This window comes from Mycolicibacterium stellerae (assembly GCF_003719305.1).
In the GTDB taxonomy this organism is placed as follows: domain Bacteria; phylum Actinomycetota; class Actinomycetes; order Mycobacteriales; family Mycobacteriaceae; genus Mycobacterium; species Mycobacterium stellerae.
In genome coordinates this window covers 1-22,299 of record NZ_RARC01000024.1, presented here as the reverse complement: position 1 = coordinate 22,299, position 22,299 = coordinate 1, and the positions used below count along the sequence as shown (strand labels likewise).

Below are 22,299 nucleotides of genomic sequence, written 5' to 3'. Positions count from 1 at the left end.
GCATAAACATGCAGAATCGACTGCATGACTTCTGTCGCCGTGGCCGGTGCCAGCGGCTATGCCGGTGGGGAGATCCTCCGGTTGCTGCTTGGTCACCCGGGATATGTCGATGGCCGGCTGACGATCGGCGCGCTCACAGCAGCGGCGAGCGCGGGCACGACGCTGGCCGAACACCATCCGCACCTGCTGCCGCTCGGTGGCCGTGTGCTGGAAGCCACCGACCTCGAGGTACTCGAGGGACACGACGTGGTTTTCCTCGCGCTGCCGCACGGCCACTCCGCGGCGCTCGCCGATCAGCTGAGCAGCGACACGGTGATCGTCGACTGCGGCGCGGATTTCCGGCTGACCGACCCGGTGGCGTGGGAGCGGTTCTACGGTTCGACCCACGCGGGAAGCTGGCCATACGGGCTACCCGAACTGCCTGGAGCGCGGGATCGGCTTCGCGGTGCCACCAGGATCGCCGTTCCAGGCTGCTATCCCACCGCGGCGCTGCTGGCGTTGTTGCCCGCCGTTGCCGAGGACCTCGTGGAACCCGCGGTGACCGTCGTCGCGGTCAGCGGCACATCCGGTGCCGGACGCGCGGCCAAGGTTGATCTCCTTGGCTCCGAGGTGATCGGGTCGGCCCGTGCGTACAACGTCGGCGGCAAGCACCGGCACACTCCCGAGATCGCGCAGGGTCTGCGCGCCGTCACCGACAAGAATGTGACGGTCTCGTTCACCCCTGTGCTGATACCGACGTCGCGGGGCATCCTCGCGACGTGCACCGCCCGCACGGATGCGCCGTTGTCGCAGCTGCGTGCAGCGTATGAGAAAGCCTACGATTCCGAACCTTTCGTGCATCTGCTACCGGAAGGCCAGCTGCCAAAGACCGGTGCGGTGATCGGCAGCAACGCCGCACAACTCGCGGTCGCCGTCGACGACGATGCAGGAGTGTTCATCGCGATCGCCGCGATCGACAACCTGGTCAAGGGCACTGGCGGGGCAGCCGTCCAGTCGATGAACCTCGCCCTCGGTTGGCCCGAGACCGAAGGACTTTCGATCGTGGGAGTGGCGCCGTGACAGAAACTGCGAGCACGACACGGCTGGTGCGCACGCAGGGCGTCACCGCGCCAGAGGGATTCCGCGCCACCGGTATTGCCGCGGGCCTCAAGGCCTCTGGTGCACTCGACATGGCGCTGGTGTTCAACGAGGGCCCGGACTACGGCGCCGCAGGCGTGTTCACCCGCAACCAGGTCAAAGCCGCGCCGGTGCTGTGGACCCAACAGGTGATGACCACCGGGCGGCTGCGCGCCGTGATCCTCAACTCCGGCGGCGCGAACGCGTGTACCGGCCCCGGCGGCTTCCAGGACAGCCATGCCACCGCCGAGGCAGTCGCCGCCGCCCTCTCGGACTGGGGCACCGATACGGGCGCGATCGAAATCGCGGTGTGTTCAACGGGTTTGATCGGTGATCGGCTACCCATGGACAAGGTGTTGTCCGGTGTCACCGAGATCGTGCACGAGATGGCAGGCGGGCTGACCGGCGGCGAGGAGGCCGCCAGGGCCATCATGACCACCGACAAGGTGCCCAAACAGGTTGCGCTGCACCACTCCGACAACTGGACGGTCGGCGGGATGGCGAAGGGCGCCGGCATGCTCGCTCCGTCATTGGCGACCATGCTGTGCGTCATCACCACCGACGCGGTCGCCGACGCGGCCGCACTGGATCATGCATTGCGCAAGGCGAGTGGCCTGACGTTCGATCGGCTCGACGTCGACGGCAGCTGCTCGACGAACGACACCATCTTGGTCTTGGCGTCGGGGGCAAGTGCGATCGCGCCGAGCCAGGATGACCTCGACGCGGCCGTGCTGCGGGTGTGCGACGACCTGTGTGCGCAACTGCAGGCCGACGCGGAGGGGGTCACCAAGCGGATCGTGGTCACCGTTGCCGGCGCGGCCAACGAGGCGGACGCCTTGACGGCGGCGCGCGTCGTCGCCCGCGACAGCCTCGTCAAGACCGCGTTGTTCGGCTCCGACGCCAACTGGGGCCGCGTACTCGCCGCGGTCGGCATGGCCCCGGTCCGGCTCGACCCCGAGCGGATCAGCGTGTCCTTCAACGGTTTCCCGGTCTGCGTCGACGGCGTCGGTGCAGCCGGTGCGCGGGACGTCGACCTGTCCGGTGACGACATCGAGGTCACAATCGACCTCGGCATCGGCGGTGACAGCGCCGCGATCCGTACGACCGACCTGTCACACGCGTACGTCGAAGAGAACTCGGCATACAGCTCATGACGGCTTCCACGCAGACCAAGGCGGACGTGCTTGCGTCGGCATTACCGTGGCTCAAACAACTCCACGGCAAGATCGTCGTGGTCAAATACGGCGGGAACGCGATGACCGACGATTCGCTGCGAAGCGCCTTCGCCGCGGACATGGTCTTCATGCGCAACTGCGGTATCCATCCCGTCGTCGTGCACGGCGGCGGGCCGCAGATCAGCGCGATGCTGAAACGGCTAGGCATCGCAGGCGATTTCAAGGGCGGCTTCCGCGTCACGACACCCGAAGTGCTCGATGTTGCGCGGATGGTGCTGTTCGGTCAGGTCGGTCGCGAGCTGGTGAACCTGATCAACATGCACGGGCCCTACGCCGTCGGCATCACCGGTGAAGACGCTCAACTGTTCACCGCTGTGCGGCGCAGCGTCACCGTCGACGGGGTGGCCACCGACATCGGCCTGGTCGGCGATGTGGAGCGGGTGAACACCGAGGCGGTCCTCGATCTCATTGCTGCAGGCCGCATTCCGGTGGTGTCCACCATCGCCCCCGATGTCGACGGTGTGGTGCACAACATCAACGCGGATACCGCTGCAGCGGCCTTGGCTGAAGCCCTCGCCGCTGAAAAACTGCTGATGCTCACAGATGTCGAAGGTCTCTACACCAGTTGGCCCGACCGTGGCTCGCTGGTGAGCGAGATCGACGTCGCGGCGCTGGCGCAACTGATGCCGACACTGGAGGCGGGCATGGTGCCCAAGATCGAGGCCTGCATGCGGGCCGTCGGCGGCGGTGTGCCCAGCGCCCACGTCATCGACGGACGCGTCGAGCATTGCGTGTTGGTCGAGTTGTTCACCGATGAAGGAACCGGCACCAAGGTGGTGAATGCGTGACGCTCCAACAGCGCTGGGAAAGCGTGATGATGAACAACTACGGCACCCCGGCCATTGCGCTGGCCAGCGGGGAGGGCGCCGTGGTCACCGATGAGAACGGCAAGTCCTACATCGACCTGCTCGGCGGCATCGCGGTGAACGTTCTCGGCCACCGGCACCCCGCCGTCATCGAAGCCGTCACCACCCAGATGAACACGCTTGGCCACACCTCGAACTTCTATGCGACCGAACCCGGAATCGCGCTGGCCGAGGCGCTCGTCGGCCTGCTGGGCGCCGATGCGCGGGTGTTCCTGTGTAACTCGGGCACCGAGGCCAATGAAGTCGCCTTCAAGATCACCCGGCTGACAGGGCGTACGAAAATCGTCGCCGCGCAGGGCGCTTTCCACGGGCGCACGATGGGCTCACTGGCTTTGACCGGGCAACCCGCCAAGCAGGAGCCGTTCGCCCCGCTGCCCGGCGACGTTGTGCATGTGCCTTACGGGGATGTCGCTGCTTTGGCAGAAGCGGTCGATGATTCGACCGCCGCGGTCTTCCTGGAGCCGATCATGGGGGAGGCCGGTGTGGTCGTGCCGCCCGACGGCTACCTGGTAGCCGCCCGCGAGCTATCGACAACCCGAGGCGCACTTCTGGTCCTCGACGAGGTGCAGACCGGAATGGGCCGCACCGGAACGTTCTTCGCCCACCAACACGATGGCATCACGCCCGACATCGTCACCCTCGCCAAGGGACTCGGCGGTGGCTTGCCGATCGGTGCATGCATTGCCGTCGGGCCGGTCGGCGGTCTACTGACCCCCGGGCTGCACGGCAGCACGTTTGGCGGCAACCCGGTCTGTGCCGCAGCGGCGTTGGCGGTGCTGCGGGTGCTGGCCGACGATGACCTGGTGTCCCGCGCCGACGTGCTCGGCAAGACCCTGCACCACGGCATCGAGGCGCTGCGCCACCCCCTCGTCGACCACGTCAGGGGCCGCGGGCTGCTGCGCGGAATCGCGCTGAGCGCACCCGAAGCCAAGACCGTGGAGGCCGCCGCCCGCGACGCCGGCTTCCTTGTCAACGCCGCTGCGCCCGACCTGATCCGGCTGGCCCCGCCGCTGGTCATCACCGAGGCGCAGATCGCCGAGTTCCTCACCGCGCTGCCCGGCGTCCTGGACACGGCGGTGACGTGATGTCCCGCCATTTTCTGCGCGACGACGACCTCTCACCGGCCGAGCAGGCCGAGGTGCTGGCGTTGGCCGCGGAACTGAAATCCGCCCCGTTCTCCCGCAGGCCGCTTGAGGGCCCGCGGGGGATCGCGGTCATCTTCGACAAGAACTCCACCCGCACCCGGTTCTCGTTCGAGGTCGGCATCGCACAGCTCGGCGGCCACGCTGTCGTCGTCGACGGCCGAAACACGCAGCTCGGCCGCGACGAGACACTCGAAGACACCGGAAAGGTGTTGTCCCGCTATGTCGAGGCGATCGTCTGGCGCACCTTCGGCCAGGAGCGGCTCACATCGATGGCCTCAGGAGCGAGCGTGCCGATCGTCAACGCGCTCTCTGACGAGTTCCATCCCTGCCAGGTGCTGGCCGACCTTCAGACGCTCGCCGAACGCAAAGGCGAACTGAAGGGGTTGCGGCTGACGTACTTCGGCGACGGGGCCAACAACATGGCCCATTCGCTGATGCTGGGCGGCGTCACGGCGGGCATCGACGTAACCGTCGCCGCTCCGTCCGGCTTCGAACCGAACAAGCAGTTCGTTGGCGCCGCCGAGAAGCGGGCGCAGCTGACCGGTGCTTCGGTGACGATCACCAGCGATGCCGCCAGGGCCGCGGCGGGGGCCGACGTGCTGGTCACCGATACCTGGACGTCGATGGGCCAGGAGGACGACGGACTCGACCGGATCGCGCCGTTCAAGCCGTATCAGGTCAACGCCGAGTTGCTGAACCTCGCCGACCCCGATGCGGTTGTGCTGCACTGCCTTCCCGCCCACCGTGGTCACGAAATCACCGACGAGGTCATCGACGGTCTGCACAGCGCGGTGTGGGATGAGGCGGAGAACCGGTTGCACGCGCAGAAGGCGCTGCTGGTATGGCTGCTGGAGCGATCATGACCGCAGGCAAGGCTCCTGAAATCAGCGGTACCCGTGCAGGCAGGCAAGCCCGCATCGTCGCGATCTTGTCGTCGAATTCGGTACGTAGCCAAACCGAACTGGCCGCGATGCTGGCGGCGGAGGGAATCGAGGTCACCCAGGCGACGCTGTCGCGCGACCTCGACGAGTTGGGTGCGGTCAAGCTGCGCGCCGCCGACGGTGGCGTCGGCGTCTACGTTGTGCCGGAGGACGGCAGCCCGGTGCGCGGCGTCTCCGGCGGCACCGACCGACTGTCTCGGATGCTGGGTGACCTGTTGACATCGACAGACGCCAGCGGCAACATCGCCGTGCTGCGCACGCCACCGGGGGCGGCGCAATACCTGGCCAGCGCGATCGACCGCGCGGCCCTCACGTACGTCGTCGGCACGATCGCAGGCGACGACACCATCTTCGTGGTCGCCCGTGAGCCGATGACCGGCGCTGAACTGGCCTCCCGCATCGAGCACCTTCAATAGAGCTGTTATCAAAGGAGATTGGTTACATGTCCGAGCGCGTCATCCTCGCGTATTCCGGCGGTCTGGACACCTCAGTTGCGATCAGCTGGATCGGCAAGGAGACCGGTAGCGAGGTCGTCGCCGTCGCGATCGACCTCGGTCAGGGCGGCGAGGACATGGAGGTGGTGCGACAGCGTGCGCTGGACTGCGGTGCCGTCGAGGCCATCGTGATCGACGCGCGCGATGAGTTCGCCGACGAATACTGCCTGCCCGCCATCAAGTCCAACGCGCTCTACATGGACCGCTACCCGCTGGTGTCGGCCCTCAGTAGGCCGCTGATCGTCAAACACCTGGTTTCTGCGGCACGCCAGTACGGCGGCGGCATCGTCGCCCACGGCTGCACCGGCAAGGGCAACGACCAAGTGCGTTTCGAGGTTGGATTCGGTTCACTGGCACCGGATCTGGAGGTGCTGGCACCGGTCCGCGATTATGCATGGACGCGGGAGAAGGCCATCGCGTTCGCGGAGGAGAACGCGATCCCGATCAACGTCAGCAAGCGCTCGCCGTTCTCCATCGACCAGAATGTTTGGGGTCGTGCCGTGGAGACCGGCTTCCTGGAACACCTGTGGAATGCGCCGACCAAGGACGTCTACGACTACACCGAGGACCCGACCGTCAACTGGAGCTCACCCGACGAGGTGATTGTCGGATACGAGGCGGGCGTGCCGGTTTCGATCGACGGCAGGCGGGTGACGGTGCTGCAGGCCATCGAGGAGCTGAATCGTCGCGCGGGCGAGCAGGGCGTCGGCAGGCTCGATGTGGTGGAGGACCGGCTCGTCGGCATCAAGAGCCGCGAGATCTACGAGGCGCCCGGCGCGATGGTGTTGATCACCGGGCACACCGAGCTCGAACACGTCACGCTGGAACGCGAAGTGGGCCGCTTCAAGCGGCAGACCGACCAGCGTTGGGGCGAGCTGGTTTACGACGGTCTGTGGTTCTCGCCCCTGAAGCGGGCGCTGGAGGCGTTTGTCGCCGACACCCAGGAGCACGTGTCCGGGGAGATCCGGATGGTGCTGCACGGCGGGCACATCGCCGTCAACGGGCGGCGCAGCTCCGAGTCGCTCTACGACTTCAACCTCGCCACCTACGACGAGGGCGACACCTTCGATCAGTCCGCGGCCAAGGGGTTTGTGCACGTGCACGGCCTGTCGTCCAAAATCGCTGCGCGCCGGGACCAGAAGTGACGTTGTGGGGCGGTCGGTTCTCGGACGGCCCGTCGGATGCGCTCGCCGCGCTGAGCAAGTCCACCCATTTCGACTGGGTCCTCGCGCCATACGACGTCACCGCGTCGAAGGCGCATGCCCGGGTGCTGTTTCGGGCAGGGCTGCTGACCGAGGAGCAGCGCGACGGCCTGCTGGCCGGCCTGGACAGCCTCGGGGAGGACGTGGCCGACGGCAGTTTCCTGCCGCTCGTCACCGACGAGGACGTGCACGGGGCATTAGAGCGTGGCCTGATCGACCGGGTCGGCGATGATCTCGGTGGCAGGCTGCGGGCAGGCCGGTCGCGAAACGACCAGGTGGCCACGCTGTTTCGACTCTGGTTGCGCGACGCTGTTCGCCGGGTCGCCGATGGTGCTTTCGAGGTGGTGTCGGCCCTTGCCGCCCAGGCCGCCGCGCATCCGACGGCAATCATGCCAGGCAAGACACATCTACAGTCGGCGCAACCGATCCTGCTGGCCCATCACCTGCTGGCCCACGCGCATCCGTTGCTGCGCGATGTGGACCGGCTGATCGACTTCGATGAGCGCGCGGCGATATCGCCCTACGGCGCAGGAGCGCTGGCAGGTTCGTCGCTGAACCTCGACCCGGACGCCATCGCCGAGGAACTCGGATTCAGCGCCGCCGCAGACAATTCGGTGGATGCCACCGCGGCCCGTGACTTCGCCGCAGAGGCCGCGTTCGTGTTCACCATGATCGGCGTCGACCTTTCGCGGCTGGCCGAGGACATCATCCTGTGGAGTACAACGGAGTTCGGCTATGTCACCCTGCACGACTCGTGGTCGACGGGCAGCTCGATCATGCCGCAGAAGAAGAACCCCGACATTGCGGAACTGGCACGCGGCAAATCGGGCAGGCTGATCGGAAACCTGACCGGTTTGTTGGCGACGCTGAAGGCGCAGCCGCTGGCGTACAACCGGGATCTGCAGGAGGACAAGGAGCCGGTGTTCGACTCGGTGGCACAGCTGGAGCTGTTGCTTCCCGCGATGGCCGGCCTGGTCGCGACCCTGCGCTTCGACGTCGACCGGATGGCCGAGCTCGCGCCGCTCGGCTATACGTTGGCGACCGATATCGCAGAGTGGCTCGTGCGCAGGGGAGTGCCGTTCCGGGTAGCCCATGAGGCGGCAGGTGCGGCCGTACGTGCCGCAGAGGCACGTGGAGTGGGGCTCGAGGATCTGGCGGACGCCGAACTGGCGGGCATTCATCCCGAGCTGACACCCGATGTCCGCGAGGTGCTCACCATCGAGGGTTCGGTGAACTCTCGCGACGCGCGCGGCGGTACGGCACCGATCCAGGTCGCCAAACAGCTGGGTGTTGTTCGAGACACCGCCGAGGCGCTCCGGGCCCGGCTATAAGCCGCGGTGGCCGAGCCAACGGATGATCTGTTCGGCCACCGCCAGCCACCCTGGCTCCAGCATCATGTTGTGGCCCATATCCCCGAAGAACTGCGGCTGGGTGTTGTAAGCGCTTGCGGTGGCGCGTATTTCGTCCTGAGTGAATGCACGGTCTGCGACGGCGCCGAGCACCATGATCGGCGTGGTCACTCGCGAAGGATCAGGCCGATCGCCGAACATCATCTCGCGTATTGCCAGCGCGCTCTCGGGTTGAAGGCGCGCTACGCAATCGGTGACGACGCTTTCCGGTGTCTTGGCGCAGAAAAGGTGGTCACGCGCCAGCGAAGGCGTTCCCACGGCGTCGACGGTGCTGCCGGCCGTGTTCGCCCTCGTGACCGTAAACGGGTGGCGCCTGAACATCCGCAGCGCGGCCCGCAACGTGCCCTGCGGTGGCGCGGAGGCCATCAGGACGCAGGCAGGCGCGTGGTAGGTCTGCAGGAACTTCTGTGTCACGAACCCACCCATGGAGTGGGCGACGATAACCGGTCGGGCGTCGAGCTGATCGGCTGCGGTTGTCACGTCGTCGACGTAGTCGGCGATCGAACAGGTGCGCAGGGGCTGGGAGGTGGCGCTCTTTCCGTGAGCTCGAAGGCTGATCGCGACGGCCCGAAAACCACGTTCGGCGAAGAAATCCAAGAAATGCGCGTCCCAGCACCATGCCGAATGCCACTCACCGTGAACGAACAACAGCGGCGCGGGATGAGCCGCGGTGCAATGTCCCTTGTCGATGACCTCGAGCATCGCCGCAGACGCTAGTACATGGCGGGCACGTCGGTTGCCACTACGATCCAGCAACATGGGCCAACCTCCCGTCCCCGTCCAGCAGACCAATCGGTGGAGCCAGTGGTTCGCGCGCTTGACATCTGCCCAGACGAGGCGGATCGCGCTTCTGCTGGTGCTCGCCGCGACCGCCGCGTTCGGTGGCCTGCAGACGGTCGACACGCAAGTCACCCCGTTCAAACCCGGCGAAGAGTTCAGCGACGGCGAGTTCATGGTCACCATTGACCGTGCGAGGCTGGTCGACGAGCTGAAAGGCACCTACGGAACCGCGAAACCGGGGAAGGTGTACCTCGGTGTTGTCGCCACGTTGCGCAACGACGGCACCGTGCCCGGACGCCTCCGTGACCAACTGGATCTTCGCGAGGTATCCGGAGGCGAGTTCTTCGGCGCCTTCCGGTATCGCGACGGTTCGGCGATCCAGACGCTCGGCCCAGGACTCACCGAGCAACTGGTGTTCGCCTGGCTACTCCCGGACTCGGCCGCTGCGTCCCTCGAGTCGGTGACGATCCGGGTTTGGAAGAAGCAGTACACGCAGCTGATGGTCGTCGGCAGCACTAAGGAGTGGATGGACACCGACAACTACGGCCAGGTTGTCGTGCCGGTCAAGGAGTCGGCGTGAAGCCGCGGAGCCCGAACGCGCGCGGTGTGCTGGCGGCTGTCGGCGTTGTCGTCACCGTCGCGGCGGCCGCCGTCGTCTGGCGGCACCTGCCAACACCAACCGATGTGCTCGGGCCATTCGACGTCCACGCCGAAGCGGGAGCGCCCGCGACAGGGCGCGCCGTTACGGCGACCGTGACCAGTGTTCGCATCGCCCCCGAGGTGAACTCCGTCAAGCCTGCCGGGATCTGGGTGGTGGTCAACACGGCGCTCGAGGGCACCCGACGCACCGAATTGCCGCGCAGCGAGTTGGTCGTCGGGCCCAACACCTACTCGCCGAGCGATGTGTTCTTCTTCGACACACTGATGGGCGAGATCAGCCCCGGGATAACCCTGCGCGGCTCGTGGGTGTTCGACGTGGCACCTGCGCTCGTTGCACCAGGCTCGTCCTACCCGATGACCCTCCACGTCTCGGTCGGCGACGGGAGGCTGGATTCTCGTCTGGCCATTCGGATTCCGCTCGAGGGTTCACGCTTCAGCAGGGTCGACACCGTCACGCTGAAGAAACCGGAGAGGAGCGCCTCATGAGGGGACGACTGTCCGCACTGTGGGTGCGAAACCTCATCGGCGCAGTGGTTGCCGCGATCGCCACCGGCGTCATCATCACAACCATTCTGGGTGACCAGTGGGCCACGTATCGCCACACCGTCGTTCCGGCCACCGTTGTGGCCAAGGGGCAAACCGGCTCGGCCGGGGACCAGACCTGGAAGATCGACTCGGTCAAGCACCTGAACCGCAACCCACTCAGCTACGGACCGGAACTGCCTGCGGGCACGGTGCTGACCGTCGTCACCGTCGACCGCTCCGGGCCGGTGAAAGACGAAGTCTGCTACGGAGTCATCACCGACGGGGAACGCCGATGGAAGGCCGAGAACATCGGTGGATTTTCGCCGCCTCCGACCGACGGAGTGACCAGTCTGTGCAGCCAACCGGGGCTACTTCAATTCACGTTCCTACTGCCCAAGGATGCGGTTCCCACAGCGATGGACATAACCGCGTTCGACGGCTCCATCACGGTGCGCTTGCTGCTGTAGCCTCGTCCGTCCGCACCTGTTCGAGACAGTAAGCGACGGTCGAGGCGATCAGGCAGATCCGTAGCGATTCGATAATCACGTGCGAGATCAGCGCGATCGTGTCGTAGAAGTCAATCCAGAACTCAATAGTATGCGGGCCGAAAAGCCATGCGATGAAACGGAATAGGTACCCTGCGCCAACCTCCGGGCGGTAGAAGGCGCCCGCCATGTCCAGCCACGCCAACCCGAGATAACCGAAGACGTACAGCGCCAAACCCAGCACGCCACCGTGCAGAATCAGCCGCGCCGAATCGACGATGGTGCCGTAGTTGCCCATCCTGGTGCGCGCCCATTCGCGAATCCTCTCGCCGACGGTCTGGTCGACTCGCCATCCCCTCTCGGTGAATCTCTTCCGTCCGGCGGCGGCGCGCTCGAACACCTTGTCGGCGTGGTCACCGACGACGCGGCGAGCGGCGCCCCGCCAGTCCGGCATGGAAACGCCATAGATGATCCCGGCGACGGCAAGCCATAGCAGTGGGATCGTGGCACCGCCGAACGCCGTGCGCAACACCGACATCGCGGCATCCCACAGTGCCTCCAGCGGCTGAAAATGAGAGAACAGGTTGGCGCGGGTAGTGTTGGCCCACACGACAATTCGGCGCTCGCCTATCCACCCCATCGGGTTGATGAGGAAGCCGGCGCCCTGGCTGGCCGCAAAACTGACGGTGAGAAAGACCCACAGTGCGTCGACATAGACGCGCACCGCGATGACCCAGCCCGGCAAGCTCTCCTTGAACTTGCCGAGAACATAACGCAGGACCAGAGCGGAGGCGATGATGATCCACGTGACGCCGCTGATCGGCAGCTGGTCTGGATGCAGACCAGTCGTCTCACCGGTCTCAAGCGCCCGTGTCATCGAGTGACCGAGCCGATAAGTCAACGCGGCCGACTCGTAGTCGAGCCAATCCTCTGCGAACAGCTTCCACGCCAGATAGATGGCGAAGAACGGGACGACGATGTTGGCGAAAACATCGACGGTGCGCGCCGAACGTCGCGGCAGCGCAGCAAGCGCGGGAATGGCGGAGCGCAGTACCAGGAACATTGCCACGTACGAACCGAGCCGGGCCAGGCCGGCGAACGGCATGATCAGCGAGGCCCAGACGTCGTTGTCCCAGCCGACATAGGCGGCCAGTTCGATGGCGCCCCTACGGCCGAGCCAGCCGAGCAGGTAGAGCGCGGCGAGTTGGGGGAAGTGGCGCCACCAGAGAACGAATGGCCGCAGCAGGTCGCGCACCGCCATATCGTAAGCGGATCGGCACGGGTTGCCGGGCACCTGGTGAGTGTCAGTCCTCCGCTGCGGTCAACCAGGCTTCTTCGAGCGATTCCTTGGTTGCCAACAAATCATTGAGTTCGTTGTTGAGCTCACCCAGCTTGACGTGATCTGCGGCAGCTTCCGCCATCGCTTCGTGCATGGCGGCGATGCGTTCGTCGAGCTTGGCGAGTTGCCCTTCGATGCGGGCCATCTCCTTGCCGGTACGTCGCTCGCGTGCCGACGCCGACTCCGAGCGCTGCGGCTCTTGGCGGCTCGGCGGGGGTTCGGCCGCTTCGCGGTCGGCGAGATACTGCTCGATGCCGCCTGGCAGCAGGTCGGCGCGCCCTGCGCCGGTGAGTGCATACGTGACGTCGGTGACGCGCTCGAGGAAGTACCGGTCGTGGGTGACGACGATCAACGTGCCCGGCCAATCGTCGAGGTAGTCCTCGATGACGGTCAGCGTGTCGATGTCGAGGTCGTTGGTCGGCTCGTCGAGCAGCAGCACATTGGGCTCGTCGAGCAGGATGCGCAGGAACTGCAACCGGCGGCGCTCGCCTCCCGAAAGGTCGGTGATTTTCGCGATGAGCTTGTCGCCGGTGAAGCCGAAGTCCTTCAGCAGGGTGTCTGCGCTGATTTCCCGCCCGCCCGCCAATTGGCTGATGCGGCGCCGGTTTTCGACGGCATCGATCACCCGATCCGCATCCGTCATCTCGGCCAGCGCCTGGCTGAGATATCCGATGTGCAGCGTTGAGCCGCGTTTGATCGTGCCCGCCGTTGGCTGCAATTCACCAGCGAGAAGCCGCAGCACCGACGTCTTGCCGGTGCCGTTGACACCGACCAGTCCGATCCTCGCACCCGGCCCGATGGACCAGTCGGTCGCCTCGAGGATGACGCGATCGCCGACTTCCAGCCGCAACCGGTGCAGATCGAACACGTCCTTGCCCAACCGTGTCGTAGCGAACCGCTGCAGCACAAGCGAATCCCGCGGCGGCGGTTCGTTGGCGATGAGATCGTTCGCCGCTTGGATACGGAACTTCGGTTTCGACGTCCGCGCGGGCGGACCGCGGCGCAGCCACGCCAACTCCTTGCGCATGAGGTTCCTGCGCCGAGCCTCCGTCCCGGCAGCCAGCCGCATTCGTTCCGCGCGGGCCAGCACGTACGCGGCGTAGCCGCCCTCATAGGCGTCGACGGCGCCGTCGTGCACCTCCCATGTGCTCGTGGTGACGGCATCGAGGAACCAGCGGTCGTGGCTGACCACCACGAGAGCCTGAGATCGCAGCCCGGAAAGGTGCTCGGCGAGCCAGCCGATCACCTCGACGTCGAGATGGTTGGTGGGCTCGTCGAGCACCAGCACGTCGTGTCCGGCGATCAGGACGGCGGCCAGCGCGACCCGGCGCCGCTCACCGCCGGACAGGTCTGCGACGCCGCTGTCGAGGTCCACCGCGGCCAGGAGGTGCTCGACCACTGCACGCGTATCGGGTTCGGCGGCCCAAATGTGGTCGGCCCGCCCGCCGACGATGACCTCTCGGACGGTTGACCCGGCGGCGAAGTCGTCGCTTTGACGCAGATAGCCCACCGACAGCCCCGACGTGTGGGTGACTCGCCCTGAGTCGGGCCCGCGGGCTTCGGTCAGCACCTGGAGCAGCGTGGACTTGCCGTCGCCGTTGCGGCCGACCACGCCGATCGCGTCACCTTCGTCGACGCCGAGGCTGACGGCGGCCAGCAGTGTGCGGGTGCCGTAGCCGACCGTCGCTCGTTCGACGTTGATCAAGTTCGCCATCAGCCGCCGATGATAGGCGGGCGCTGTGCCATGATGACCTCGGCAATCAGGGGATACGGGTGTGACTAGAGGGGAACCGCCGGTGGTGGACCTTTCGGCAATAACGAGGCCAGTGGGTCGACTGGTGGCCACGGCGCAGAACGGTCTGGAAGTCTTGCGCTACGGCGGCCTGGAGACCGGCGCGGTTCCGTCGCCGTTCCAGATCATCGAAAGCGTGCCGATGTACCGGCTTCGCCGGTACTTCCCGCCCGACACCCGGCCCGGCTCGAAACCACCGGGGCCGCCGGTCCTCATGGTGCACCCGATGATGATGTCTGCCGACATGTGGGACGTCACCCGCAACGAGGGCGCCGTCGGCATTCTGCACGGTGCTGGCATCGACCCGTGGGTCATCGACTTCGGCGAGCCCGACAAGGTCGAAGGCGGTATGCAGCGCAACCTTGCCGACCACGTGGTGGCCCTCAGCGAGGCCATCGACACCGTCAAGGAGACCACCGGCCGCGACGTCCACCTGGCCGGCTATTCGCAGGGCGGGATGTTCTGCTACCAGACCGCGGCGTTCCGCCGGTCGAAGGACCTCGCCAGCATTGTCGCCTTCGGCTCGCCGGTCGACACGCTGGCCGCCCTGCCGATGAACCTGCCAGCCGGCTTGGCCGCCGGTGCCGCCGACTTCATGGCCGACCATGTCTTCAGCCGCATCGACATCCCCAGCTGGCTGGCGCGCACCGGGTTCCAGATGCTCGACCCCATCAAGACCGCGCAATCGCGCCTCGACTTCCTGCGCCAGCTGCATGACCGCGAGGCGCTGCTGCCCCGCGAGCAGCAGCGGCGATTCCTGGCGTCCGAGGGATGGATCGCCTGGTCCGGCCCCGCGATCGCCGAACTGCTCAAACAGTTCATCGCCCACAACCGCATGATGACCGGCGGCTTCGCCATCCACGGCGATCTGGTGACGTTGAGCGACATCAACTGCCCGGTACTGGCAGTGGTCGGCGAGGTCGACGACATCGGCCAGCCGGCTTCGGTGCGCGGCATCAAGCGCGCAGCCCCCCAGGCCGACGTGTACGAATACCTCATCCGCGCAGGCCATTTCGGTCTTGTGGTGGGATCAAAAGCGGCGACGCAGACGTGGCCGACAGTGGCGCAATGGGTGAAATCGATCGACGGGGACGCGGACCTGCCCGATGGCGTCGCCCCGATGGCGCTTCAGCCGTCGGCGACCAGCGAAAGCGGCGTGCCGTTGGCATCCCGGCTCGCGCACGGCGCCACTGCGGCCGGTGAGATGGCTTTCACCATGGCCCGATCGGCCGCAGGCGCGCTCGTGGCCGCCAACAAATCGGCCCGCGCGCTGGCTGTCGAAACGGTCCGCACGCTGCCAAGGCTGGCCCGGCTGGGTCAGATCAATGACCACACCCGCATGTCGCTTGGCCGCATCATGTCCGAGCAGGCGCGTGACGCACCCAACGGCGAGTGCCTGTTGTTCGACGGGCGGGTCCACACCTACGAGGCGGTCGACCGCCGCATCAACAACGTGGTGCGAGGCCTGATCGAGGCCGGCGTCCGACAGGGCGCGCACATCGGTGTGCTGATGGAGACGCGGCCCAGCGCGCTGGTGGCGATCGCAGCGTTGTCTCGACTCGGCGCGGTCGCGGTGCTGATGCCGCCCGACGTCGATCTGGCGACCGTCGTTCGGCTCGGTTCGGTGTCCGACATCATCGCCGACCCGAGCAACCTCGAAGCCGCGCGCGGGCTGTCCATGCGGGTGCTGGTCCTCGGCGGCGGTGAGTCGCGCGATCTGCATCTGGTGGACGACGCCGATGTCGTTGACATGGAGCAGATCGACCCGGACGAAGTGGACCTGCCCGGGTGGTACCGGCCCAACCCCGGGTTGGCCCGCGACCTTGCGTTTGTCGCGTTCAGCACGGTGGGCGGACAAGTTCTCCCTCGCCAGATCACCAACTTCCGCTGGGCGCTGTCGGCGTTCGGCACCGCCTCGGCGGCCAACCTCGGCCGCAATGACACGGTTTACTGCCTCACGCCTCTGCATCACCAGTCCGGACTGCTGGTGGCCCTGGGCGGCGCGGTGGTCGGCGGGGCCCGGATCGCGTTGTCGCGCGGCCTGGTGTCCGACAGGTTCGTTCAAGAGATCCGCCAGTACGGCGTGACCGTGGTGTCCTACACCTGGGCCATGCTTCGCGAGGTGATCGACGATCCTTCCTTCGCGCTGAGCGGCAATCACCCGGTACGGCTGTTCATCGGCTCGGGCATGCCGACCGGACTCTGGAAACGCGTGGTCGAGATCTTCGGGCCTGCCCATGTGGTCGAGTTCTTCGCCACCACCGACGGTCAGGCGGTGTTGGCCAATGTGTCCGGGGCAAAGATCGGCAGCAAGGGAAGGCCGTTGCCCGGCGGCGGCGACGTCGAACTCGCGGCATACGACGCCGAAGATGACTTGATCCTCGAGGACGACCGCGGCTTCGTGCGTAAGGCCGAGACCAACGAAGTGGGCGTCATGCTGGCTCACCCTCGCGGGCCGATCGACCCGACGGCATCCGTCAAGCGCGGTGTCTTTTCCCCGGCGGACACCTGGGTCTCCACCGAGTACCTGTTCCGGCGTGATCAGGACGGCGACTACTGGTTGGTGGACAACCGCAGCCTGGTCATCCGCGGCGAGCGCGGACCGGTGTACGCCTCACCCGTCGACGACGCCATCGGCGGGATCGACGCGGTGGACATGTCGGTGACCTACGCCGTCGAATCCGGCGGCCAGCGGATCGCGGTCAGCGCTCTCGCGCTGCGCCCCGGCGGCAGCGTCGCGGCGGGCGACCTGTCCGAAGCGCTGGCAGATCTACCGGTCGGCGCGGCCCCCGACATCGTGCATGTGGTCCAGGAAATGGCGCTCAGCGCGTCGTATCGACCGCTGATCAGCCAACTGCGCGCGATGGGCATTCCGAAGCCGTCCCGTAACGCCTGGTACCTGGATACGGATACCAATAAATACAAAAGACTTACGGCCGCGGTACGCGCCGAGATCCTCGGCGACGAACACTGAGGTCGTGCTGGGTGTCCGACGCGCTGTTAGGCTCGCAGCGCATGTGGGGAGCACGATCAACTTGAGCCAACGCACTGGAGGATCGATGACATCGCAGAACGGTCGGCGCCGCTTGGTCGGTGCCCTTGCTGGCGGCATGGTCGCGGGCGCTCTGTTCGCAGGTATCGGCGCGCCGACGGCCTTCGCCGCTCCAGGGGACGATGAAAGCACCGATACCGAGGCCCCTGCGCAGCCGGCGATGACGGGCGATCAGGCCCTCGCCATAATCCAGCAGGACTACGACCTGGGTGCCGGCGGTGGTCAGCTGTCCAACTTCGTCCACGAGGTGCTGGTGCTGCGCAATCTCGGCTTCAGGCCGTCGAAGGCGAACCAGACCGCGATCATCGAGGCGTTGGAGAAGCGGCCGAACCAGGCGCCCCTTGTGGAGGCTCTAAAGGCGACCGTCGCCTACCAGCGCAGGATCCAGGCGCAGGCGGCAGCTCAACAGGCCGACGGCGGCGGGGGCTTCTCCATCGGCGGGGCGCCTGCGCCGTTCGATCAGGGCGGCACGATCATGCCCTACCCCGGCTGATCTCGCGTTGCTAGACGACAAACTGCTGAGCATTCTGGTCTGTCCCGATGACCGGGGGCCGCTGCTCTTGATCGGCGATGACGAACTGCTCTACAACCCGCGACTGCGCCGCGCATACCGGATCGAGCACGGTATCCCGGTGCTGCTCGTCGACGAAGCCGCCGCGGTGACCGACGACGCAGAGCACGAGCGGTTGTTGAGCCGCGCCAAGTCTTGAGCGCCTGTATCTATTTTCAGCTCATTTCAGCCGAAAAGGCGGGCGGGCTTACGCAAACCCCGGCAGATCGCCGGTGAGGTAATGCTGCAGGTTCGGGGCGATTGTCGCGGCGATTTGTTCGACCGGCAGCGACCGGAACGGATCCAATTCCAGTATGTAGCGCGCCATCACCACCCCGACGAGCTGCGACGCCACGTACTGAACGCGGATACGGCCAGTCCCCGGCGGACTGTCCACCCGCGTGCCGACCTCTGCGGAAATGACTTCCTGCAGGAACGAGCGGACGAGAGATACGTCATTTCCCGCCAGGATCGAGCGCAGCGTCGCGATGAAGCCCTTGCCCAGCTCGGAATCCCAGAGCGGCAACAGGATCGACGGCAACACGTAACCGATCCGGTCCACCGGGATCTCCCTTAGCGGACCGATCACCGCCATCGGGTCGATCGGGATGTGGATGGCGGCCGCGAACAGCTGCGTCTTGGTGCCGAAATAGTGGTGCACCAGCGCGGGGTCCACGCCGGCATCGGCCGCGATTGCGCGAATCGACGTCTTGTCGATCCCGTTGCGGGCGAACAGCTCTCGAGCACTGGCAAGGATGCGCTCGCGCGTGTCGGACGCGCCGGGCGGTCGGCCGGGACGTTTGCGCTCGGTGTTGGTTGTCAAGCTCCTACGGTGTCCTTCGTCGTAGCGTCGCAGCGGCGAGGCACATCGCGATGACCGCAAAGCCGATCACCACGGCGATATCCCGCAACGCGATCGTCGTCAGGTCCGGGTGAGCGCCGACCTGCTGCAGCGCCTCCAAAGCGTAACTGGCGGGCATGACATTGCTGATCCATTGCAGCCAGTCTGGTAATACATCGCGGGGCACGATGATGCCGCACAGCAGCAGCTGGGGCACGATAACCACGGGCATGAACTGAACCGCCTGGAACTCGGTGCGGGCGAACGCGCTGCACAACAGGCCCAGCCCCACACCGAGTATGGCGTTGATGATCGCAATGATGAACACCAGGGTCGGGCTGCCTGAGGTATCGAGGCCAAGTAGCCAGAACGACACGATGCAAGCGAGGGTTGCCTGTGCTGCCGCCGCGACCGAGAACGCGGTGCCGTAGGCGGCCAGCAGGTCGAGTTGCCGCAGGGGCGTGGTCAGGATCCGCTCCAACGTCCCCGAAACACGTTCCCGTTGCATGGTTATCGACGTGATCAGGAACATGATGATCAGGGGGAACAGCCCGAGCATGATCAGACAGGCGTTGTCGAACGGTGTCGGAGCGCCAGGCCGATGCGGGGCGTTCTGGAACATGAAGTACATCAGCGTGATGATGAGGCTGGGTACGACAAGAATCATCGCGACACTGCGGTGGTCCGCCGCGAGCTGACGCAGGATTCGCCCGGTGGTGGCGAGATAACTCTGCGGGCTCAGCTTGCTGCGGCTGCGGTGGTGTGCCGGATGACGGACAGAAACGCTTCCTCCAGTGATTGACATCCCGTGTCCTCTCGTAGGTTCCGTGGCGTGGTGTGGGCGAGCAGGTGGCCGTCCCGCATGAGCAACAGATCGCCGCAGTGATCGGCCTCGTCCATGACATGGCTGGAGACGAGCAATGTCGTTCCGCGCCTTGCGAGTTGGTGGAACTGCTGCCACAGGTCCACGCGTAGCACGGGATCCAGGCCGACGGTGGGTTCGTCCAGCACCAGCAGATCCGGCGCGGCCACCAGCGCGCATGCCAGCGATACGCGAGTGCGTTGGCCACCGGACAGATTGCTACACAACGCCGTTCGATGGTCGTCGAGGCCGACCGCGGTGATGGCTTCGTCGGCGGAAGTGGAGTCCATGCCGTACAGCGAGCCGAAGTAGCGGACATTGTCGACGATGCGCAGATCATCGTAGATGGTCGGCGCCTGCGGCATATAGCCGACGCGTCTACGTAGGGGAGCGGAGCCTGCCGGGTGTCCGAGCACCGAGACGCTGCCCTCGTTGATGATTTGGGTCCCGACGATGCTGCGCATCAGCGTGGTCTTTCCGCAGCCCGAAGGCCCGAGCAAGCCGGTGATCGAGCCGCGCGCGATCTGCACCGAAAGGTCGTGGATGGCCGGGCGCTTGCCGCGGACAACCCGCAGATGCTCGATGACGACGGCCGGTTCGACTCCCCGTCTCAGTAATTCATCACTCGATGAAGTCATCATGCGATGAATAATGCTCCCAGGGCTTGGGTGTGTCAAGGGTCGTAGGCAGAATCGCCACGGTGACCGCGAAACTTCTGCCTGGCGACCCGGTTGAGGCGGCCCGCCGGCTACTGGGGGCCACGCTGATCGGGCGCGAAGTGACCGCGATGATTGTCGAGGTGGAGGCATACGGCGGCCCCCTGGACGGCCCGTGGCCAGACGCCGCGTCGCACTCATTCCGCGGACAACGCGGGCGCAATACGGTCATGTTCGGGCCGGCGGGCCGGATGTACACCTACCGCAGCCATGGCATTCACGTCTGCGGCAATGTCGTCTGCGGCTTCGATGGAGTCGCGGGGGCCGTCCTGCTGCGGGCTGCGGCTGTCGAGTCCGGACTCGAGGTAGCGGGAGGTCGCCGCGGCGAGGCGGTGCGTCCCGCTGCCCTTGCCCGTGGCCCGGGCAACCTCTGCTCCGCGCTGGGAATCACGATGGACGACAACGGAATTGACCTTTTCGACCGTCGGAGCCCGGTGCGCCTGACTTTGTCGGAGGAACGTCGCGCAGCCGAGGGGCCGCGGGTCGGAGTCAGCCAAGCCGCCGATCGACCGTGGCGATTTTGGCTGGCCGGTCGCCCCGAGGTTTCCCTTTACCGCCGCAGTCCACGGGCACCGGCGCCCGGTCAGAGCGATTGATACGGGAAGATCGAGTCCATGGGAACGTCGAACATCCTCGACGAGTTGGACTGGCGAGGGCTGATTGCCCAGTCGACCGACCGTGATGCGCTGGGAGACCAGCTCTCCGCGGGGCCCGTCACCGTCTATTCGGGATTCGACCCGACGGCGCCAAGTCTGCACGCCGGACACCTCATCCCTCTGCTGACGCTGCGTCGGTTCCAGCAGGCCGGCCATCGCCCGATCGTGCTGGCAGGCGGCGCAACCGGAATGATCGGTGATCCCAGGGACACCGGGGAACGCACGATGCACGACGAGTCCACCGTGGCCGACTGGTCGGGCCGCATCCGCCGTCAGCTCGAACGCTTCGTCGACTTCGACGACTCGCAGTCCGGCGCAGTCGTCGAGAACAACCTGACGTGGACCGGCGACATGCGTGCGATCGAGTTCCTGCGCGACGTCGGAAAGCACTTCTCGGTCAACGTGATGCTCGACCGCGACACGGTGCGGCGCCGCCTCGAGGGGGAGGGCATCTCCTACACCGAATTCAGCTACATGCTGTTGCAGGCCAACGACTACGTCGAACTCAATCAGCGCTACGGCTGCGCCCTGCAGATCGGCGGTTCGGATCAGTGGGGGAACATCATCGCCGGAGTGCGGCTGGTGCGACAGAAGCAGGGTGTCACGGTTCATGCGCTGACCACGCCGTTGGTGACCGATTCGGAGGGCAAGAAGTTCGGTAAGTCGACAGGCGGCGGCAGCCTATGGCTGGACCCGGAGATGACGAGCCCGTACGCCTGGTATCAGTACTTCTTCAATACGGCCGATGCCGATGCGATCCCGTACTTGAAATGGTTCACGTTCCTGTCGCGCGAGGACCTGGCCGAACTCGAGCAGGCAACGACCGAACGTCCACATGAGCGGGCGGCCCAGCGCAGGCTGGCACAAGAGCTCACCACCCTGGTCCACGGGGAGGCGCAGTGCTCCGCTGTCGAACACGCCAGCCAGGCGCTGTTCGGGCGAGCTGAGCTCGGCCAACTCGATGAGCCGACGCTGGCTGCCGCGTTGCGCGAGGCAAGCAACAGCCATGTCGCGGAGCTCGGGCCGGACGGATCGAACAGCATCACCGACCTGCTGGTGGCCAGCGGGTTGGTCGACAGCAAGGGCGCGGCCCGGCGCGCGGTCGCCGAGGGCGGTGCCTACGTGAACAACGTCCGCGTCGAGAGCGACGACTGGACGCCGCAGCCGTCAGACTTCCTGCACGACCGATGGTTGGTGCTTCGGCGGGGGAAGCGGAATATTGCTGGCGTCGTCCGCGTTGGTTGATCCGTCGGAGCTGACGCACGACTGCGCGCGCGAGGAGCGGCGTGTGGGTAGTGCGCACGATGAGCGGAATCGTCGAGATATGCCGCCTATCAGCCCATTTGACTCCGAGTTTTCCCTCACGTAACTTGTTGAAGTCGTCGCGACGCGGTCCGGCCGCTGAGCGCGACGGCGTCCCAGAGGGAAGCTCCACTTCGGTGGGGTTCCCGAACGTCCGCACTACTAGCACGCGGCTCTTGCCGCGGGTTTGGTCGCGCGGGCGGAACGGGTGTGTTGTTTGAGAACTCAATAGTGTGTTTGGTGGTTTTTGTTTGTTGTTTTTGTTTTTGCCATGCTCTCTTTTTCCCGTTTAGGGGGTGTGGTTTGTTTTTGTGCCAGTTTTGACTGGTTG

At 66.0% G+C, this 22,299-nt stretch carries 22 protein-coding genes; 16 read left to right on the top strand and 6 right to left on the bottom strand.

Going from position 1 to position 22,299, the window contains the following annotated elements:
- Positions 1-24: 24 nt before the first annotated feature.
- Genes argC through argH form a run of 8 tightly spaced genes read left to right on the top strand, consistent with a single transcriptional unit; the run spans position 25 to position 8,330 of the window.
- A complete protein-coding gene (gene argC, locus D6M19_RS24130) occupies positions 25-1,059 on the top strand; it encodes an N-acetyl-gamma-glutamyl-phosphate reductase (protein WP_123027801.1) in 1,035 nt (344 codons plus the stop codon).
- Complete coding sequence (gene argJ, locus D6M19_RS24125) at positions 1,056-2,270, top strand: bifunctional glutamate N-acetyltransferase/amino-acid acetyltransferase ArgJ (RefSeq protein WP_123027800.1); 1,215 nt, start codon at positions 1,056-1,058, stop codon at positions 2,268-2,270. Before argC ends, argJ begins: the two co-directional genes overlap by 4 nt.
- Complete coding sequence (gene argB / locus D6M19_RS24120; RefSeq protein WP_123027799.1) at positions 2,267-3,139, top strand: acetylglutamate kinase; 873 nt, start codon at positions 2,267-2,269, stop codon at positions 3,137-3,139. The genes argJ and argB overlap by 4 nt, the downstream gene beginning before the upstream one ends.
- Complete coding sequence (locus D6M19_RS24115) at positions 3,136-4,302, top strand: acetylornithine transaminase (protein ID WP_123027798.1); 1,167 nt, start codon at positions 3,136-3,138, stop codon at positions 4,300-4,302. The genes argB and D6M19_RS24115 overlap by 4 nt, the downstream gene beginning before the upstream one ends.
- Positions 4,302-5,225, top strand: a complete 924-nt coding sequence (gene argF / locus D6M19_RS24110; protein WP_123027797.1) for an ornithine carbamoyltransferase — start codon at positions 4,302-4,304, stop codon at positions 5,223-5,225. Before D6M19_RS24115 ends, argF begins: the two co-directional genes overlap by 1 nt.
- Positions 5,222-5,719: an arginine repressor gene (locus D6M19_RS24105; protein ID WP_123027796.1), complete on the top strand. Its 498-nt coding sequence runs from the start codon at positions 5,222-5,224 to the stop codon at positions 5,717-5,719. The genes argF and D6M19_RS24105 overlap by 4 nt, the downstream gene beginning before the upstream one ends.
- A 26-nt stretch (positions 5,720-5,745) precedes the next feature.
- A complete protein-coding gene (locus D6M19_RS24100; protein ID WP_123027795.1) occupies positions 5,746-6,942 on the top strand; it encodes an argininosuccinate synthase in 1,197 nt (398 codons plus the stop codon).
- A complete protein-coding gene (gene argH / locus D6M19_RS24095; protein WP_123027794.1) occupies positions 6,939-8,330 on the top strand; it encodes an argininosuccinate lyase in 1,392 nt (463 codons plus the stop codon). The genes D6M19_RS24100 and argH overlap by 4 nt, the downstream gene beginning before the upstream one ends.
- On the opposite strand, the gene D6M19_RS24090 is transcribed toward argH, so the two are convergent.
- Positions 8,325-9,110, bottom strand: coding sequence for an alpha/beta hydrolase (locus tag D6M19_RS24090; RefSeq protein ID WP_123027793.1), 786 nt, complete (start codon positions 9,108-9,110; stop codon positions 8,325-8,327). The two genes, argH and D6M19_RS24090, sit on opposite strands and share 6 nt — an antisense overlap.
- Positions 9,111-9,165: 55 nt before the next feature.
- On the opposite strand from D6M19_RS24090, the gene D6M19_RS24085 reads away from it, so the two are divergent.
- Genes D6M19_RS24085 through D6M19_RS24075 form a run of 3 tightly spaced genes read left to right on the top strand, consistent with a single transcriptional unit; the run spans position 9,166 to position 10,840 of the window.
- Complete coding sequence (locus D6M19_RS24085; protein ID WP_234835021.1) at positions 9,166-9,768, top strand: hypothetical protein; 603 nt, start codon at positions 9,166-9,168, stop codon at positions 9,766-9,768.
- On the top strand, positions 9,765-10,334 hold the full coding sequence (locus D6M19_RS24080; RefSeq protein ID WP_123027792.1) for a hypothetical protein: 570 nt from the start codon (positions 9,765-9,767) through the stop codon (positions 10,332-10,334). The genes D6M19_RS24085 and D6M19_RS24080 overlap by 4 nt, the downstream gene beginning before the upstream one ends.
- The gene (locus tag D6M19_RS24075) at positions 10,331-10,840 is read left to right on the top strand and encodes a hypothetical protein (RefSeq protein WP_234835020.1); all 510 of its coding nucleotides are present in this window, start codon (positions 10,331-10,333) and stop codon (positions 10,838-10,840) included. Before D6M19_RS24080 ends, D6M19_RS24075 begins: the two co-directional genes overlap by 4 nt.
- Here D6M19_RS24075 and D6M19_RS24070 read toward each other — a convergent pair.
- Both D6M19_RS24070 and D6M19_RS24065 read right to left on the bottom strand, forming a co-directional pair.
- A complete protein-coding gene (locus D6M19_RS24070) occupies positions 10,818-12,119 on the bottom strand; it encodes a hypothetical protein (protein WP_234835019.1) in 1,302 nt (433 codons plus the stop codon). The two genes, D6M19_RS24075 and D6M19_RS24070, sit on opposite strands and share 23 nt — an antisense overlap.
- A gap of 43 nt (positions 12,120-12,162) precedes the next feature.
- Positions 12,163-13,911 (bottom strand): ABC-F family ATP-binding cassette domain-containing protein, encoded by a 1,749-nt coding sequence (locus tag D6M19_RS24065; RefSeq protein ID WP_123027791.1) that lies wholly within the window; start codon positions 13,909-13,911, stop codon positions 12,163-12,165.
- Positions 13,912-13,996: 85 nt separating this feature from the next.
- Between D6M19_RS24065 and D6M19_RS24060 the strand changes: the two genes are divergently transcribed.
- The 3 genes from D6M19_RS24060 (at position 13,997) to D6M19_RS24050 (ending at position 17,751) form a co-directional block, all read left to right on the top strand.
- A complete protein-coding gene (locus tag D6M19_RS24060; protein ID WP_123027863.1) occupies positions 13,997-16,963 on the top strand; it encodes an acyl-CoA synthetase in 2,967 nt (988 codons plus the stop codon).
- A gap of 85 nt (positions 16,964-17,048) precedes the next feature.
- Positions 17,049-17,534 carry a hypothetical protein gene (locus tag D6M19_RS24055; protein WP_123027790.1) on the top strand — a complete coding sequence of 162 codons (486 nt, stop codon included), beginning with the start codon at positions 17,049-17,051 and terminating at the stop codon, positions 17,532-17,534.
- A 7-nt stretch (positions 17,535-17,541) separates the two neighbouring features.
- Positions 17,542-17,751 (top strand): Trm112 family protein, encoded by a 210-nt coding sequence (locus D6M19_RS24050; protein WP_123027789.1) that lies wholly within the window; start codon positions 17,542-17,544, stop codon positions 17,749-17,751.
- Between the two features lie 48 nt (positions 17,752-17,799).
- On the opposite strand, the gene D6M19_RS24045 is transcribed toward D6M19_RS24050, so the two are convergent.
- From D6M19_RS24045 to D6M19_RS24035, 3 genes are read right to left on the bottom strand one after another with little or no spacing between them, the layout of a single operon-like run.
- Positions 17,800-18,414, bottom strand: a complete 615-nt coding sequence (locus tag D6M19_RS24045) for a TetR/AcrR family transcriptional regulator (RefSeq protein WP_164478661.1) — start codon at positions 18,412-18,414, stop codon at positions 17,800-17,802.
- A 4-nt stretch (positions 18,415-18,418) separates the two neighbouring features.
- Positions 18,419-19,237 (bottom strand): ABC transporter permease, encoded by an 819-nt coding sequence (locus tag D6M19_RS24040; protein WP_123027788.1) that lies wholly within the window; start codon positions 19,235-19,237, stop codon positions 18,419-18,421.
- Complete coding sequence (locus D6M19_RS24035) at positions 19,171-19,935, bottom strand: ABC transporter ATP-binding protein (RefSeq protein ID WP_123027787.1); 765 nt, start codon at positions 19,933-19,935, stop codon at positions 19,171-19,173. The genes D6M19_RS24040 and D6M19_RS24035 overlap by 67 nt, the downstream gene beginning before the upstream one ends.
- A gap of 59 nt (positions 19,936-19,994) precedes the next feature.
- Here D6M19_RS24035 and D6M19_RS24030 point away from each other — a divergent pair, with 59 nt between their 5' ends.
- Together D6M19_RS24030 and tyrS are read left to right on the top strand one after the other, a co-directional pair.
- Entirely contained in the window at positions 19,995-20,606 is a 612-nt protein-coding gene (locus D6M19_RS24030) for a DNA-3-methyladenine glycosylase (protein WP_123027786.1), read from the top strand.
- A gap of 18 nt (positions 20,607-20,624) precedes the next feature.
- Complete coding sequence (tyrS, locus tag D6M19_RS24025) at positions 20,625-21,911, top strand: tyrosine--tRNA ligase (protein ID WP_123027785.1); 1,287 nt, start codon at positions 20,625-20,627, stop codon at positions 21,909-21,911.
- Positions 21,912-22,299: the final 388 nt, after the last annotated feature.